At 51.6% G+C, this 16,050-nt stretch carries 13 protein-coding genes; all 13 read right to left on the bottom strand.

Annotated elements, in window-relative coordinates:
* Positions 1-160: 160 nt before the first annotated feature.
* The 13 genes from FYJ73_RS09230 to nqrC all read right to left on the bottom strand — a co-directional run bounded on the left by FYJ73_RS09230 (position 161) and on the right by nqrC (position 16,022).
* Entirely contained in the window at positions 161-1,342 is a 1,182-nt protein-coding gene (locus FYJ73_RS09230) for a fimbrillin family protein (RefSeq protein WP_154534436.1), read from the bottom strand.
* Between the two features lie 52 nt (positions 1,343-1,394).
* Positions 1,395-4,043 carry a fimbrillin family protein gene (locus FYJ73_RS09225; protein ID WP_154534435.1) on the bottom strand — a complete coding sequence of 883 codons (2,649 nt, stop codon included), beginning with the start codon at positions 4,041-4,043 and terminating at the stop codon, positions 1,395-1,397.
* 30 nt (positions 4,044-4,073) lie between these two features.
* The gene (locus FYJ73_RS09220; protein ID WP_206081755.1) at positions 4,074-5,465 is read right to left on the bottom strand and encodes a fimbrillin family protein; all 1,392 of its coding nucleotides are present in this window, start codon (positions 5,463-5,465) and stop codon (positions 4,074-4,076) included.
* Between the two features lie 63 nt (positions 5,466-5,528).
* Positions 5,529-6,998 carry a fimbrillin family protein gene (locus tag FYJ73_RS09215; RefSeq protein ID WP_154534433.1) on the bottom strand — a complete coding sequence of 490 codons (1,470 nt, stop codon included), beginning with the start codon at positions 6,996-6,998 and terminating at the stop codon, positions 5,529-5,531.
* Positions 6,999-7,645: 647 nt separating this feature from the next.
* On the bottom strand, positions 7,646-8,668 hold the full coding sequence (locus FYJ73_RS09210) for a DUF5119 domain-containing protein (RefSeq protein ID WP_206081754.1): 1,023 nt from the start codon (positions 8,666-8,668) through the stop codon (positions 7,646-7,648).
* An 8-nt stretch (positions 8,669-8,676) separates the two neighbouring features.
* Positions 8,677-9,333 carry a DUF3575 domain-containing protein gene (locus FYJ73_RS09205; protein ID WP_154534431.1) on the bottom strand — a complete coding sequence of 219 codons (657 nt, stop codon included), beginning with the start codon at positions 9,331-9,333 and terminating at the stop codon, positions 8,677-8,679.
* 103 nt (positions 9,334-9,436) lie between these two features.
* Complete coding sequence (locus FYJ73_RS09200) at positions 9,437-10,093, bottom strand: trimeric intracellular cation channel family protein (protein WP_154534430.1); 657 nt, start codon at positions 10,091-10,093, stop codon at positions 9,437-9,439.
* 83 nt (positions 10,094-10,176) lie between these two features.
* A complete protein-coding gene (locus FYJ73_RS09195) occupies positions 10,177-11,127 on the bottom strand; it encodes a D-2-hydroxyacid dehydrogenase (protein ID WP_154534429.1) in 951 nt (316 codons plus the stop codon).
* 106 nt (positions 11,128-11,233) lie between these two features.
* A complete protein-coding gene (locus FYJ73_RS09190; RefSeq protein WP_154534428.1) occupies positions 11,234-12,508 on the bottom strand; it encodes a replication-associated recombination protein A in 1,275 nt (424 codons plus the stop codon).
* 211 nt (positions 12,509-12,719) lie between these two features.
* Complete coding sequence (gene nqrF, locus FYJ73_RS09185) at positions 12,720-13,988, bottom strand: NADH:ubiquinone reductase (Na(+)-transporting) subunit F (RefSeq protein ID WP_154534427.1); 1,269 nt, start codon at positions 13,986-13,988, stop codon at positions 12,720-12,722.
* A 19-nt stretch (positions 13,989-14,007) separates the two neighbouring features.
* Entirely contained in the window at positions 14,008-14,634 is a 627-nt protein-coding gene (gene nqrE / locus FYJ73_RS09180; protein ID WP_154534426.1) for an NADH:ubiquinone reductase (Na(+)-transporting) subunit E, read from the bottom strand.
* A gap of 41 nt (positions 14,635-14,675) precedes the next feature.
* Positions 14,676-15,305 carry an NADH:ubiquinone reductase (Na(+)-transporting) subunit D gene (locus tag FYJ73_RS09175; protein ID WP_154534425.1) on the bottom strand — a complete coding sequence of 210 codons (630 nt, stop codon included), beginning with the start codon at positions 15,303-15,305 and terminating at the stop codon, positions 14,676-14,678.
* A 12-nt stretch (positions 15,306-15,317) separates the two neighbouring features.
* Positions 15,318-16,022: an NADH:ubiquinone reductase (Na(+)-transporting) subunit C gene (nqrC, locus tag FYJ73_RS09170; RefSeq protein WP_154534424.1), complete on the bottom strand. Its 705-nt coding sequence runs from the start codon at positions 16,020-16,022 to the stop codon at positions 15,318-15,320.
* Positions 16,023-16,050: the final 28 nt, after the last annotated feature.

Below are 16,050 nucleotides of genomic sequence, written 5' to 3'. Positions count from 1 at the left end.
GGTGTCACCGTGCGTCCGGGGTGGTGGTGGTATGTAGGGGCGGGGTTTATCCCCGCCCTCACCCCCGCATGGTGATGATGACATATCATTACTGGCAAGGGGGGATAGCCGGGATATTTAATTACCGGCAAGAGTATGAGGGCGGGGATAAACCCCGCCCCTACAATCCGTGTGAAAAACCAGTGCAGGAAGAGGTAGCCTTCTTCGCTGCGTCGATGGGGCCGCCATTCCAGGTGCCACCCCATTGGATGGCCGTACCACCGGTGTAGTCGTCGTCCTGGTCAGGATCATCGGGCGCACCGGAGGTGATATAGATATAGAGTTTGTTCTCCTTGGTCAGCTCCTTCAGCCGGAGGGTGTAGTAATAGGATATTCCTTGTTTCCAAATGCCAGCCGCCGTAGTGCCGCTCATCAGCATCGTGGCATAGCCGACGATGGGGCGCTGACTCCCCACCGGTATGGCCTCAACCTCCACGCGCAGACTGATGTTATGGTTGTCTTGTGGCAACAGCAGCAGACGACAGGGCACATCCTCCGTAGAGTTTTTCTGTATACCGTCGACCGTCAGCGAGTCGTTGTCGGTGGCGGCGACCACGGTCCACTCAAAGGTAGTAACCTTGTCGGCAGTATACGTCGGTTTCAGCGTGCCTTTCTTGGCCACATTGTGCATGACGATGGATTTCACTTGGAATGATGTATAGCCCGAGGGCACCGAGGCGGTGTCGACATGAAAGACGACCTGCGAGAGCATGTGATGCATGCGAAACGAGACCGTATCACCCGATGCTGTCGTCGTCGACGACACATAGGTGAGATTGGGTTTGAGATCCGACATCATGAAGTCGACCTGCTCACTGCTCTTGTCCTTGGTGGTGAAGGCAAAGGTTCCCATGCCTGTCCCGGGTGCCACGGAAGGCTCAATGCCCGTGTCGGACGATGCAGAAGCGTAAGGATAATAGGCGAAGAAAGCCAACCGGTAGGTGTCAGCCTGAGGCCAGAAGGCCAAAGGTGTGTAGTAAAACTCGGTATGGCCATCGTCGTTTCTCCCCTTGCTCACCATCCGGCGGTTGTACATGAAGTTGGCCGTATCACTCACAGCCCAGTCCTCCGTGGCAGGATACTGATAGCCAAAGACACCCATCGACTGTGCCAATGGTATGCCTGTTTCCGCCGTGGAGTAGTAAGCCGACGACGCTCGTGACCCAAGTGACACCTCCGTAGCACCAAATGCTATCGGTGCCGGGACATCAGCCCCTGCTCCACCGTCTTCACTGCTGCATCCGGCAAGCGCCGACAATGCAAATAGTCCTAATAATATCTTTGTTAATGCGACTTTCATCATTGACAATTCATCATTCAACACTCATCACTCAACATTCATCATTCACCACTCATCACTCCCTTTCCGGCCTTATGTATCCGGCATAGAAGCCGTTGGCCTTATATTGCGGGACAACCGTACGGAAATCGCTGCCTACAAACAGGAACGTTGGCAAATTGAGTTTATGACCTTCCGCACCCTGAGTGTCCTTGTTCAGATAAGACGTCCAATAGATAGAGCCCGTCTTGACGGCATTCTCGTTATTATCCAGCCAGTCGATGACAGGGAAGTAGATCGTCGCTCCCTTGCTGTCGGTCTGACGGTCGCTATAGAAAGCCACGCCATGGCTGTCGTAGGACCAGATATTTGCCGGATTGGATGCTGACGACTGATTACCGTCGGCAGTGAAGCCGGTGAAGGCAAAGCTTCTCGGCACATGGTAGCCGACAGGACACGGGTCGTAGACGGTCTTCGTGTAATTGGGCTCCGAGCCATTGTTCCACGACGTGAAAATGTTGTTGGTCCAGTTGGTGAAGAAAGCCCAAGGATGAGAGATAGAATACTCCATAAAAGGCCACGACGTGTTGATGCCCGGTGTCTCCTTCGACGCGCTCAGCAGCGGATCCTTACGTCCCCACTGGTAATAGGGACAGTAGCCTTGCGAACTGGCTTCGTCGTACTGCGCATGCTGGTCAATGGTGAACAAGGCTGTCTGACCGCCACTGGCCGTAAGTTGGTTGGCCGGATTTCCGTCAGTGGCCTGCGTCAGTCTCACGCGGACACGGTGACGGGGATAATAAGTATAGGTGTTGTTGGTCGGTGTCCATCCAAGGTTGACAGGCATAAGCGAGATCTGTGAGCCGGCAGCATTGGTCACCGTAATGTCCTGCATGGTATTCTGCCCGAAAAGATCCTTGGTGTCAAGGAGCCAGATATGCCAGCTCCAGACAATCACGTCGTTGGAGTCGTAGGCCGCGATGACAGCGTTGCCGCCGGACACGCCGGAGCCTTTCGGAATCTCGAACACCACGCGCCTGGGCTTGCTGGACGGCGTGAAGCCATCGCCCGACATCTTTATCCATTCTGTATCGGGATTTTTCCACAGCACTCTGGCATACGCCACCTGTGAGTCAGGGATGCGCTCGCTGGTGATATCATTGTTCTGATAATCTTTCATGCCGTTGAATGCGGCGCGGTTGGCCCCATGGTTGATGATGGCATTGCCATAGACCAGCGGGAAGAGATAACGACCCGGATGACTGACGATATAGCAGTTGGCCGTGGTCACGCTCTTGTCCCAGTCACCGGACGACGTCGTGAGCCGTGTGCCCTGTGAGAGATCCCACCAGCTCGTCGTGTTGCCGGCGGAATAGTCGTAAGGCAACACACTGGCATCGATATTCGTCGAATGCATGCCCTCCACAGGCGTAGGTGACTGAACAGTGAAATTGAGGTTGGTGCCATTCTTGCTGTCGCCTTTAAACACTTGATAGCCATTGGATGTAACGAACTCATCGCACTTGAGCCATGAGGGCATCGTCGCGCTCCATGAGCCCCAAGTCCGCTTGGCCTCGTTCCATTCCTGAAACTCGGCATAGAGATCCACGCTGTTGCGTTCGTCCTTGTCGCTGCCTTTGTAATAGCTGTAGCTGTACATGCCGACGGCGGTCGTGCCTCCGGTGCCGCCCAACTCGCTGTTCTCCGGCGACACGGTAAGGATATATCCCTTTCCGACGGCGGAGGTGCTGATGGTGTAAGTGTAGGTATGTCCCATCTGCCATTTGTCACCGGCGATGCTCGTGGAGAGGGTGTAGTTGGAAGTCTTGTTGCTCTCCGCCACATCAACGTTCACGCTGAGCTTGGCACCGTCGGGCACCGTCTGCGGAATCATCATCAGGTACGTACCCTTGCCGGAGAGCAGGGACACGTTCTGATTATTGGCTGCGTCAACAGCAGGTCCTGTGGTAGAGAAGGAGCCCGTGGACGAGGCCGGCGTCCATTCACTGTTGGAGAAGATGCCCTGGTTGGCCACGCCGCTGACGGACACCGACTTGACGGTCACGCCGTCGGGCATCTGCCCGAGAACAACATCCACGGCGGTGAGCAGATGATAGAACTTCATATCTACTGCCGAGCCTTCCACGCGGTTGGCACCGACGGTCTGCACCGCGGCCAAGAGGTCGTGCTGCTCAGAGATGGTTTTAGGCACCGTATAGGTGAACGACGGCATGGAGCCGTCGGTCTGCGTCTTCAGATCCGTCACCTGACTGTCGTAGGGCGCGAGGGCAAAGAACTGCGTGTGATCGTAGCTGCCAGCGTCGGGCCATAGCTCCGTGGCTGTCCAGTTGTTGTCTTTCTTGATATCATCATTGAGGAAGAGCTTCGGCTGCGTGTCATCGTCGCTGGCGAAGGCGTAGCCGAGGACATGGAACGAGTCGTAGAAGTTGTCATCCGTGACCATCTCGCCGCGTGTGGTCAGCGAGGCATCTGTGGCGCGGTGCAGGTTGATATCGCTGGCAGACACTTTCGACAGATAGACAGCATGGCCTGCCACAGTGCGGTTGGCACGTGATGTCACTCCGCTCTGTGCCGTAGCCTTCATCTGAGCCGTAGACACCCTGAAGGTGATGTCCCCTACTCCACCCTCCTTCTCCAGGAAGAGGTTGTCATGACACCCGGTGAAAACGAGCGGCATCAGGAACAGCTGTAATATTCTTCTCACACGTATCCGCATGTTCTTGTCAATCGTTCTTTAATTGTTATTGTCAATGGTCAGATCCTCGTCGCTGCCGTCGCCCGTCGTCCAGGGATAAACGGCGGGAGAGAAGCCTACGGGCTCCTGCCAGTTGTCGGCATCGACCTGGAAGCGGAGGGCATGGAGTCCTATCTTCAGTCGGACGCTATATACGCGTCCGGCAACAAGCCCGTCGGAGAACGTGCAGCTGCCGCTGACGCGCTGATGACGGGTGAAGACCAGATACTGAGGGTTGTTGTATATGAGGTTCTCGTCGTAGGAGACGAGGGTATAGACCACCGTCACACGTACCGTGGCAGTGGTCGATGATGTGGCAGAGGAAGGGATGAGCATCAACGCTGCCGTGGTAGCGTTGCCCGCCGGCGTGGACATGGACGAAAGAATATCAGTAGCCTTATCCGCCCCGCCATTCAGGATCATGGGCAGTCCTCCACCCTCACTCCGTAGCTTCTTGAAGGCGTCAGCGTCGGAGACACTCGCCGAGGCGTAGAGGCTGTTGAGCGCCGACGCGCCGATGGCGACCTTCACCTTTCCTGAGGGTTGCGACCACAGGGGCGATGAAGCTGTGGTGTTGTCCAACGAGAGTGTTGCTGTCGAGGGCAGGTACTCGTCGCCCTCCACATAGATGGAGTCGATGAGGACGAGGGTGTTGGCGGCCGCCTTGCTATCCTCCTCCGTTCCCTTCTCCAACACATACTCCGCCTGGAGGTTGACCTTGGCGAGGGCATGTCGGAAGTAGAAGGTCAGACGCGAGCTCACCGTGGGCTTCACCTGGTTGAGCCACGGGAGACCCTCGGTGTTGGTAGCCCACAGCAGGTCGACGCTCTTCGTGGGATCTTCGGCGACGGAGTAGGTCACCGTAGGATCGCCTTGGTGACTGTTGCCTCCTGGAAAACTGGTGCTGCCGTTCATGGCGGTGAGGCGTTCAGAGGCATCCTGCTGGTAGGGGGCATAAGCGAAGAAACTCGTCTTGCCCTCCGGCCAGTACACCAAAGGAGCATAGCCCCAAGAGCTGGAGGCAGGGTCGTAAGTCACCCGTTGGTTGTACATGAAATTAGGGAGATACTCCATTTTCCCGGCAGCGTAATCCGTCTCTCCGGTGGTGTAAGCGGTAACGCCGAAGCCTGTCAGACGGAGGTCGTTGGCAGTCTCTATATTATAATAAGGAGTGGTCGCCCGTGTGGATGCTCTGGAAACAGCAGAAGCTACAGCCGATTGTGTAGAACCGGTTGTAGCTTCCGCTGAGGTGGAACGAGAGAGATAGGTCGTGAAGTCGACAGACTGCCGCCCTCCCACATCGTCGGTAGCCGGTTCTTGCGAACAAGCCGCCAACGACAAGGGCAGCAATATGCTTCCTATGAGTTCATAGTGGATGTTCCTTCTCCCCATTCTAAAAAATTGATCTTCAGATATTGACATAAGGACGGGGATATCCCCGTCCCTACATCATCATTACTTAACGTTCGCAGGCATATAGATCACCATTGGATCCGTGTCTGTTGTGTTGCCGCTCTCAGTACCACCGTTAACAGTATTAGTCCAGTCAGTCACGGTAGCGTCGAACTTCACGCTGGTCAGACCCAGATGGATGAGCAGGTTGTACTTAGCGTTGAGCGAAACCGTCTTCAAGGTCAGATCCTTGTAGAAGCTCTGCTCCACCTGGGTATAACCCTGATGCAACGCCTCGTCCTTGGTGCGGACGATATAGTCGATGGTGATACGGAAGACATGATCCTTACCGTCAGGGATGATCAACAGCGGAGTTGTCTCGGTGTATACGCTCTGAGGAGTGGTAGTAACGCCAGTAACGCTACTAAGATCGTTCCAAGAGCTGACACTTGCCGGCTCAGCGATATCGTCGTTCATGGTCTGGGTAGTAGCACCCGCAGTGGCAGTAGTAGTTACTGCCTTAGAGTTGATCTCGTAGTCGATCTTACCGTTGTTGGTATCTGTTGTTGTCCACACGCCTGTAGCCAGATTGAGTGTACCGCTGGTAGGAATGCTGGCATCTTTAGCCATCTTACCGTCTGTGCCGGCTTTCACGCTCTCAATCTTGATGCTCTTGACGGTAATCTTGGTAGTATTGCCATCGAGGGTTCCGCCCGTCGTGGCAGAGCCATTGTCGATATCAGCCACCACCATCAGACCAGAGGTCTTGGGGGCGGTGCCAGCACCTGTACCACCGAACTTTGCCAGCGCATGCAGGAAGTTGAACTGCACCTTGCCGTCGACCTTCATCTTCGTGAGGTTGGCGTTGACTTTTGCCTTGCCACTGAAATTAGTGCCTTCCTGAGCAGTTTTTCCGCTTGTTGTAGTACCATTCGTACCTGCTGTACCCCAAAGGAGATCAGCATTAGCATCGGTAGCACCAAGCGCATAAGTGACGGTTGGATCGCCCTTCGCTGCATTGGCGGACAATGCCGTGATACCCGTATCACTACCTGTCGAACCAGTCTTTTTGTCTACAACCTCCTTATACGGCGCGTAAGCGAAGAAACTCAAATATTGAGTGGCATCCAAAGGCGTTGCATCACCCGTCTGACCGCCATTCGGCCAGTACTTAATAGGAGAATAGCTCCAGTCCTTGTCACCACTTTTTATGCTCACATCCGTATTATACATGAAGTTAGGCTCTTTCGATGTCTGACCGGCTTCATACTGGGTTGACTCCGTATAGAAGGCCATGACACCGAAGCCTGTGGTCTCCAGCTCGGTCGTTGTCATCTCTGACGCACGCGTAAACTCCCCTGCACGCGTATTCTTACTTTGCGCAAGATACGTTCCAAACTCAACCGGTGACAATACCGACTCTTTTGTGTTAGGATCTGTCGTGTTTGTGTTGTCAAAATCTGAGTTAGCAGAACAACTTGCAAGCGACACTACCGCCATCATAGCGATAGAGCCCATCAACATGTCTTTCATTTTAAATAATTAATCTAACCTTAACTTAATACCCTATTGAATTACTCTGAGAAACATACCTACATGTTTGTGTTTGCGAGATCATGCCCTCATAAAATTCTTCTACGTTACTATTATCCGATGCAAAATTACGTAATATCTGTAATAGCATCATTATTCACGAAATATTAACATATAATAAATATTTCCTCAACAAATGTTCAATAAACTGACAAAAAACAGAGCACGAGAAGCGGCTCGTTGAAAATAAGAGAAGAGTTGGCACCAATTTCGCGATTTTTAGCCAGTTTTACAACACACTGATAATCAACGTCTTAAAAAGACCATCGTTTTAAGTTCATATCAAAGTACTGTTCTGACCAAAAATTCTCTAGAGAATTTTCTGTCAGAACAGTTATATGACCGCATCATCTAACTGTTCTGACCGCTAAAAACAACTGAGATGACCAAGTCAACTAACTGAAATGACACCTTCATTAGGCAAAAAGAAGTACAAAAGTCCACTTTTGGCAGTCTCAAGCCGAAAAAGATCTGTCCGCCGTTCTCTAGATTGAGACAAGGAGCGAACAGACTTTTGTCAACAAAAAACATAGTTTATCCATCTAACCGACACATATGGTGACAGTCGTGAGCACTGTCAAGTGCCGTCAGAACACGATGTCATAGTCTCCCCCATTGTCCCAGTCGTCGACCTCAGCGTTGAAGCCACTCCCCTCGCCCGAAGGCTTAACGTTGGGCAAGTTGACATCAGCGACACTGCTGTAGAGTGTCATCTGATATTTCAGTTTAGACCCAACCTCGAGATCCGGCAATTCCACAATTTTGTTTCCCACATCGACGGTATAGACACGAACAGTGTTGTCTACGAGCGTGAATGCAAGCTTCAGCACATTATCAGAAGATTGACGGTCTGCTTTTGGGGGGAGTCCAAAGGTAGAGATAGAAGTCGTGATATACCCATCGTTAGCGCCCACCGAGTCAACGGTAATCTTCCAAGCGTCGAGCAATTGTGTCCCCGTGGAGTCCGTGCCACAGTTTCGGCCGAGATAATAGCCTGCCGAAAAACCACTAATGCTTCCTTCTACGGACTTGAGACTACGGATGCCGATAACCCTGACACGAATGACGAGCTGCGTGACATAAGGTTGAGGCTGCTCTAACGCCGAATAGCGCCAAGTGTCAGTCATATCAGAGCTTCGCTTAGTCACTTGCGATGACTGATAGGAAAAGTCAAGCGTGTCGCGAGCCACGTAGAGTTGTTCTGGATCACGCTGATAGACAACCCCCTTATCCCAAGAGTGATTCTGACGCTGCGTAATAGGCGTAAGCATAACTCGCGCCGAATCGAAATTGTCCATATCAAGGAAATCCATTGATCCATACTCATCGGGGGACAGATTGAAGAGAAGCAGACGATACTTGTCCATGGGACGGCTGAGCAACATAGAGTCGACATTATTGCTCACCGCATAGGCCTTCCCAGCTTCTTCACCATAGGTGAAAGCCGTCATGCCGGTAGGTTTGCCATCTGCATACTTGTTCCAATCGACATACAACATCATCTCAGTCACCTCACCGCGATTGTCACCCAATTCACGACGATTGAGAAAACTATCCTCTCCACATGAGCAGAAGCCCTGCAACAGTATCCCTGTCAAAAGAAATATCATGTAGTGCTTCATCGCCGCTCCCTTTCTTTTCTATTACCAATCATCCACACTAAAGCAATCTTCGCCTTGGTGGGTCCGATATAACATAGATGACCATTGTGCGCAGGTTTGATGAGCCGATAAGCCGCATCGGCTTGATAACTGCGGTAGGGACCTCCCACATAGCCGAGGCTCAGAGTGTACTCCAAATTCCAGTGACGTGCAATCCGCTGCGAACAGCCTACAGACAATCCTGCAGACCAGAAACTACCACGATGTCCGGTGCCCGACCATTCCAAATCGTAATAGCCGCCGGCTCCGTAGCATCCCACAAAAGTTCCCGTGAGCCGACGTAATGGCGCCTTGCGGGAGTGTTCTACCCACCACCGCAGCTCACCACCAGCCTCAAAGACTTCGTAGCTCCGAAGATTGTTGTGCCAGGTGTACCATGGAAAAGCCGTTTCTGCCATGAGACTCAGACGGGATCCGAGGTCTTTCTCTATCTCAAAGTTTGGAGTGAGCAAAGCGTCATAAAGCAAATTGGTTTTTATGGCAAACAAAGGTCGCAAGCTGTCGCCCCTCATAGACTGATTCTGTCCATGACACAAGAGCGAGAAGGCGAAAGCCACACAAAGCCCCCCAAACTTAACACACTGGCAAATCTTCATCAACTTCTCTTCTAACAAGATTTTATATAGTTCGCTGCAAAGTTACAAATTTCTATGTAATCCAGCAAATGTTACAACTGCATGTCTTTATCAAACCAAAGGAAAAATATTTCGCTCTCTCCTACTGACTATCGTCTTTTTTCAGTTCTTCATCTTTAAGTATAGGCAGAGAGAGATGGTATTTCACCGCTAATATTCTGACTGCCACAATGATGACAAACACCACCACCACGGTGACCGCCACATTGACATGCAAGGAGGTCATCAGCCAATAGACCAGTCCACCCAAGATGCTCGCCATGGCATAGATCTCTTTCCGGAAGATCACCGGCGGACGATTGAGCAGCAGGTCACGGATGACACCGCCCGCCGAACCAGTGATACAGCCCATGGCAATAGCCACCCAAAACGGATGCCCACAGACCAGTGTCTTCTGTATGCCGGCTATCGTGAACAGAGCCAGGCCAAGCGTGTCGAAGAAAAACCAGGCATTGTCCAGATGACGAAGCAACCGCGCAAAGAGTATCACCATCGCCTGGGCAAGAAAGGTGCAGACGATATACATCGGCGATGTCATCCAGAAGGGAGTCACTCCCAACATGACATCGCGCAAAGTACCACCGCCGATAGCTACGACGAAACCGCACACAAAACCTCCAAACCAGTCATAACGTCTGGCGGCAGCATGGCGTATGCCGGAGATGGCAAAAGCCAGGGTTCCTAAGATCTCTATCGTCTGCTGAACAGAATGGATGAAAACAGGATCGTGATAAAACATTCTATATTGATGATTCCTATTTATGGACAGACTCTCAACAAGCATTCAATCCGTGCTTAAGCAGATTGCACAAACCGAAGGATTTAAACACGATTCAAGTCTCTGCCTTCAACAAACGCTTTAATGTTCTCTACGCATATTTTCATCAGCCGTCCCCTTGCTTCCTTCGTAGCCCACGCGATATGCGGAGTGATATAGGCATGAGGCTGGGCAAAGAGAGGATTGTCGGCCCGTGGTGGTTCCTCGGTCATCACGTCCGCACCATAGGCAGCAAGCTCTCCCTTTGCCAAAGCACTGGCCACAGCCGTCTCGTCGACAAGAGGTCCGCGCCCGGTATTGATAAGGATTGCTGACGGACGCATCAACTTCAAACGCTTCGTATCGATGAGATGATAGGTGTCTTTGGTCAAAGGACAATGGAGAGAAAGTATGTCTGAAACAGCCAATACCCCCTCCAGCGTCGTCTTCTGTATGCCTTTGGGAAGGTCAGAAGCATTTTTGGAGGTCAAGGCAAACACATCCATTCCCAAGTCACAGGCGATGCGCGCCACTCTCATGCCGATGTGGCCGAGTCCTACGATACCCATCGTCTTCCCGGCCAACTCTGGCAACGGTGTGTCCCAATAGCAGAAATCAGCATTGCGACTCCATTTGCCCTGACGATTCTCTTCAGCATAGTGGGCCACCTGGTTAGTGATGTTCAGAATGTGAGCAAAGGTCATCTGTACTACGCTCTCGGTGCTATACGAAGGGATGTTCGTCACCACAATGCCGCGACGATGGGCAGCAGCCACATCCACCACATTATAGCCGGTGGCCAGCACACCGATATATTTCAACCGGGGCAGCTGCTCCATGATCTCGTCTGTCATATTGACTTTATTGATCAACACGATATCAGCGTCCTTTGCACGCGCTACCACGTCTTCGGGAGCTGTTCGTGGATAAACGGTGAGATCGCCAAAAGCCTTCAAAGGCTCCCAAGACAGATCTCCAGGGTTGGCGGCATAACCGTCAAGTTCTACAATATTCATGATTTAATGTCTTTTACTTTTGATGTTTATTCCTTGTCAATGATGATATGACACCTTATATATATAGTTAGCATCAAGTGAAGATAGAGGTCTGGCCCCGTGTCGTTTATTCCTTATACCGGTCGCCCCAACAGTTGAGCATGCGCTGGTAAAGCTTCTCTTCCGAGGTGGAATGCTGGGCATGCCAGAAGCGCTGGTTCTTCAGATCATCGGGAAGATATTGCTGAGGCGTGAAGTTGCCGGGGTAGTCATGAGGATATTTATATCCGTCGTGGTATCCGAGCTCTGCCATCAGCTTGGTGGGCGCATTGCGCAAGGGTAAGGGGACGGGTTGGTTGCCAGACTTTCTGACTTCAGAGAGTGCTGTGTCAATGCCCAGATAAGCAGAGTTGCTCTTCGGGCTCGTCGCCAAATAGACAGTGGCCTCGGCAAGAGGAATACGCCCCTCAGGCCAGCCGATCTTCATGACGGCATCAAAGGCGGCATTGGCCAAGAGCAGTGCGTTGGGGTTGGCAAGCCCTATGTCTTCCGCGGCAGAGATAACCAGGCGACGCGCTATGAACTGCGGGTCTTCGCCTCCCTCTATCATCCTTGCCATCCAATAGAGGGCGGCATCGGGGTCTGAGCCTCGGATGCTCTTGATGTAAGCCGAGATGATGTCGTAGTGCATCTCACCATCCTTGTCGTAGGCCAGCGGATTGGTCTGAAGGCGGTCTTCGACCAGAGCGTCTGTGATGACAATATCGGAAGTGTCGTTTGCACCTACCACCAACTCCAATATATTAAGCAGCTTGCGCGCGTCACCCCCACTGTATCTGAGCATGGCACCCGTCTCCTTCAACTCTATATGTCGTTTGCTCAGCACCGTGTCCGTCGTAATGGCGCGATGAAGGATCTTCAGCAGATCGTCCTTGCCAAGCGACTTGAGTACATACAGCTGGCAACGAGAGAGCAAGGGACGGATCACCTCGAAGGAAGGATTCTCTGTCGTGGCACCGATAAGTGTCACCACTCCTTGCTCAACCGCCCCCAACAGCGAGTCCTGTTGTGATTTGGAAAAGCGGTGGATCTCATCGATAAACAGGATGGGAGACTGCTCCTGGAAGAACCGTCCCTGCTTGGCACGGGCAATGACATCCCGAACTTCCTTCACACCGCTGGTAACGGCACTGAGTGTATAGAACGGCACCTTAAGCGTGTGGGCGATGATCTGCGCCAACGTCGTCTTGCCGACTCCGGGAGGTCCCCACAAGATGAAGGAGCTTACATGCCCCGACGCTATCATCCGCCGCAACACTCCATTCTGCCCCACAAGATGGTCCTGCCCGACATAGTCGTCGAGCGTCTGCGGCCGCATGCGTTCTGCTAATGGCTCTGACATATCTTATTTTATATTCATATACATTTTTACGATTTACAAATTTACATATTTTCTATGATACAGCATCGTCTTTTCATTAAAATAAAATTAATCGCTGAAAAAGCAAGGCTTATGGATACGCTATGAGTCCTGATACGTATATACAAAAAAGCCGCTGAAATACAGCGGCTTCTGTGTAGTTTATGTATGTATCCCTATGGTTTGCATAGGTTTACCCGAAATTGTCGTACATGATATTCTCAGGCTCCACACCCAGAGAATCGAGATAGTCGGTCACGGTCTTGATCAGCATTGGAGGACCGCAAAGGTAGTACTCGCAGTCTTCCGGTGCATCGTGATCCTTGAGATAGGTGTCGCGGATGCAGTTCACTGCAAAGCCGGCATAGTACTTCACACCGGCTGCGTCGGCCTTGGGATCAGGACGGTCGAGAGAGAGATGGAAGTGGAAATTGGGGAATTCCTTTTCCAGCTCCCAGAAGTCCTCCAGGAAGAAGGCCTCTGTCAGCGAACGGGCACCATAGAAGAAATGCATCTCACGGTCAGTGCAGTGCAGCGTCTTGGTCATGTGCATGATCTGAGAACGCAGAGGAGCCATACCGGCACCACCACCGATCCAAATCATCTCTTTGCCAGTATCGAAGCGCGGATGGAAGTCTCCATAAGGACCACTCATCATCACCTTGTCACCGGGCTTGAGGCTGAAGATATAAGACGACCCGATACCTGTCGGCACATTCTGGAAGCCCACCTGTGGTCTTGGCAGGAACGGCGTGGAAGCGATACGCACAGTCAGCGTAATGATGTCGCCCTCAGCGGGATAGTTGGCCATAGAATAAGCACGTACGGTAGGCTCCGGGTTATGAGCTTTCAGCGAGAAGATATTGAATTTTTTCCAAGCTCCGATATATTCGTCTCCAATCATGCTCTTGTCGAAGTCCTTGTCATAGTCGATGCAATCGTAAGCCGGAATCTTGATCTGAGCATAAGAGCCCGGGATGAAGTCCATGTGCTCACCCGGTGGCAATGCCACCTTGAACTCCTTGATAAAGCTGGAGACATTTTTGTTGGAGATGACGGTGCACTCCCACTCCTTCACGCCAAGGATGGACTCCGGAATCTTAATGTCGAAGTCGCCTTTGACCTTTGTCTGGCATCCCAGACGCCAATGCTCTTTGATCTGCTTACGTGTGAAGTGAGGGCGCTCTGAATCGAGGATCTCACCGCCGCCGCTTAGCACCTGTACCTTGCACTGGCCGCAACTGGCCTTGCCACCGCAGGCAGAGGGCAGGAAGATGCCATTGGCATTGAGCGTAGACATCAGGCTGTCGCCCTGGGGCACCGTGAGTTTTTTGTCACCATTGATTGTGATGGTCACATTACCGCTGGGCGAGAGATATTTCTTCGCAATGAGCAGGATGATGACCAAAAGGAGAATCGCAGCAAGGAAGACTGCGATACTTACTGATATAAACTGTCCCATAATCTATGTTTTCTTCTCCTTAAAATTTAATACCTGAGAAGCACATCATGGCCATAGCCATGAGGCCCACAGTGATGAAGGTGATGCCCATACCCTGGAGAGGCTTGGGCACATCGCTGTACTCCATCTTTTCACGGATGGCGCCCATGGAGACGATGGACAACGTCCAACCCAGTCCGCTACCGAGGGCATAGCCGATGCTGTCCCACACGGAACCTATGTACTGCGCACTCGACGGATCCATGTTGATACGCTGCTGCATGAACAGTGAAGCACCCATGATACAGCAGTTCACAGCAATCAGAGGCAAGAAGATGCCCAGTGCTGAATACAAAGAGGGACTGTACTTCTCCACGGCCATCTCTACCAGCTGGGTGATACCGGCGATAATGGCAATGAACAGGATGAAGCTCAGATAGCTTAAGTCTACTCCCTTGACCAGACAATCCGGTCCAAGGACATACACCTGAAGCAGATAGTCTACGGGCACGGTGACCAGCAACACGAAGGTCACGGCCATACCCAATCCGAATGATGTCTTCACATTCTTCGACACGGCAAGGAAAGAGCACATGCCGAGGAAGAAGGCGAATATCATGTTGTCGACAAAGATCGACCTGAAAAATAATCCAAAGAAATGTTCCATAATAGAAATATCGCTTTAATAATGATCAATACCGACAAACCTTACTTCTTGTCCTCTTTATAGAAATAGGCTCGGTGAACCCAAATGACACATCCCAAGAGGATAAGAGCCATGGCTGGCATGGTCATCATACCATTATTGACATAGCCTGCGTCGTAGAAGCTCTGAGGGATGATCTTGAAGCCAAGGAGTGAACCGCGGCCAAAGAACTCACGGAAAGCACCGACGATGACCAGAATCATGGCATAGCCGAGACCGTTGCCGATACCGTCGAGGAAACTCGGCCAAGGCTTGTTCATCATGGCGAAAGCCTCCAGACGACCCATGAGGATACAGTTGGTGATGATCAGTCCTACATACACCGAGAGCTGAACACTCACGTCGTAGGCCACAGCCTTCAGAATCTGACTAACGATGGTCACCAGTGCGGCAACGACGACCAACTGCACGATGATGCGGATACGCATTGGAATGGTCTTGCGGATGAGTGAAATGATCACATTGGAGAAAGCCGTAATCACCGTCACGGCCAATCCCATGACAATAGCCGGCTTGAGCTGAGATGTCACGGCCAATGCAGAGCAGATACCGAGAATCTGAACGAGGATCGGGTTGTTGATATTCAACGGGCCACCCAGCACCTCTTTATTTTGCTTACTGAATAAACTCATAATTCGTCTTTATTATTTAGCATTCAGAAATTTAATATATTGTCCCAGACAATCGTGAAGCATATCCGTGACACCATTGGATGTCAGTGTTGCACCTGTAACGGCATCTACAGAGTTGGGATCATTGCTGTCGCGCTTCTTCAATACCGAGATGGCGATAGCATTGCGATCGTCACCCTTGAAAAGCTTCTTGCCCTGGAATTTCTCTTGCCACTTCTGGTTGTCCTTAATCTCAGCACCCAGTCCGGCCGTCTCACTCTCATGGTTGAAATAAGCACCATAGATCGTGGACTTGTCGTCGTTCAGTGCGATATAGCCACTGATCGGTCCCCACAATCCCATGCCATAGACAGGAATCACATATTTGGTCTGCCCATTGACGGAACAAACATACACAGCCAACTTGCCGGCCTTGAAATCCCCCGAGTTGAGTTTAAATCCGGCAGCTGTGCCGCCCTTTGAGCCTTTGTCAACGACATTGCCGTTGGCATCGATAATCTCGTCGGCAGTGACCACCTCTTTATATTTGGCGGCAGCAGCCTGATCCTGCAAGCCACGAATGTTGAGCGAATAGAGTATCTGCTTCTGCTTGTCAAGTGCCACATTAGCTTCCTGCGCCGGACGCAATGCCTGAAAGACAAAGGCCAGCAAGAAGGCAACGATCACCACAAGAACGGCAGCATAGACAATCGTATAAGAATTGGAATTTGTTTTCATACCTTATATTATATAATGTCGTCTGCTT

Origin of the sequence: Hallella mizrahii (genome assembly GCF_009695775.1) — a bacterium.
Classification (GTDB): domain Bacteria; phylum Bacteroidota; class Bacteroidia; order Bacteroidales; family Bacteroidaceae; genus Prevotella; species Prevotella mizrahii.
Note: the sequence above shows the minus strand (reverse complement) of the source record. Positions and strands in the feature narration are given on the sequence as shown.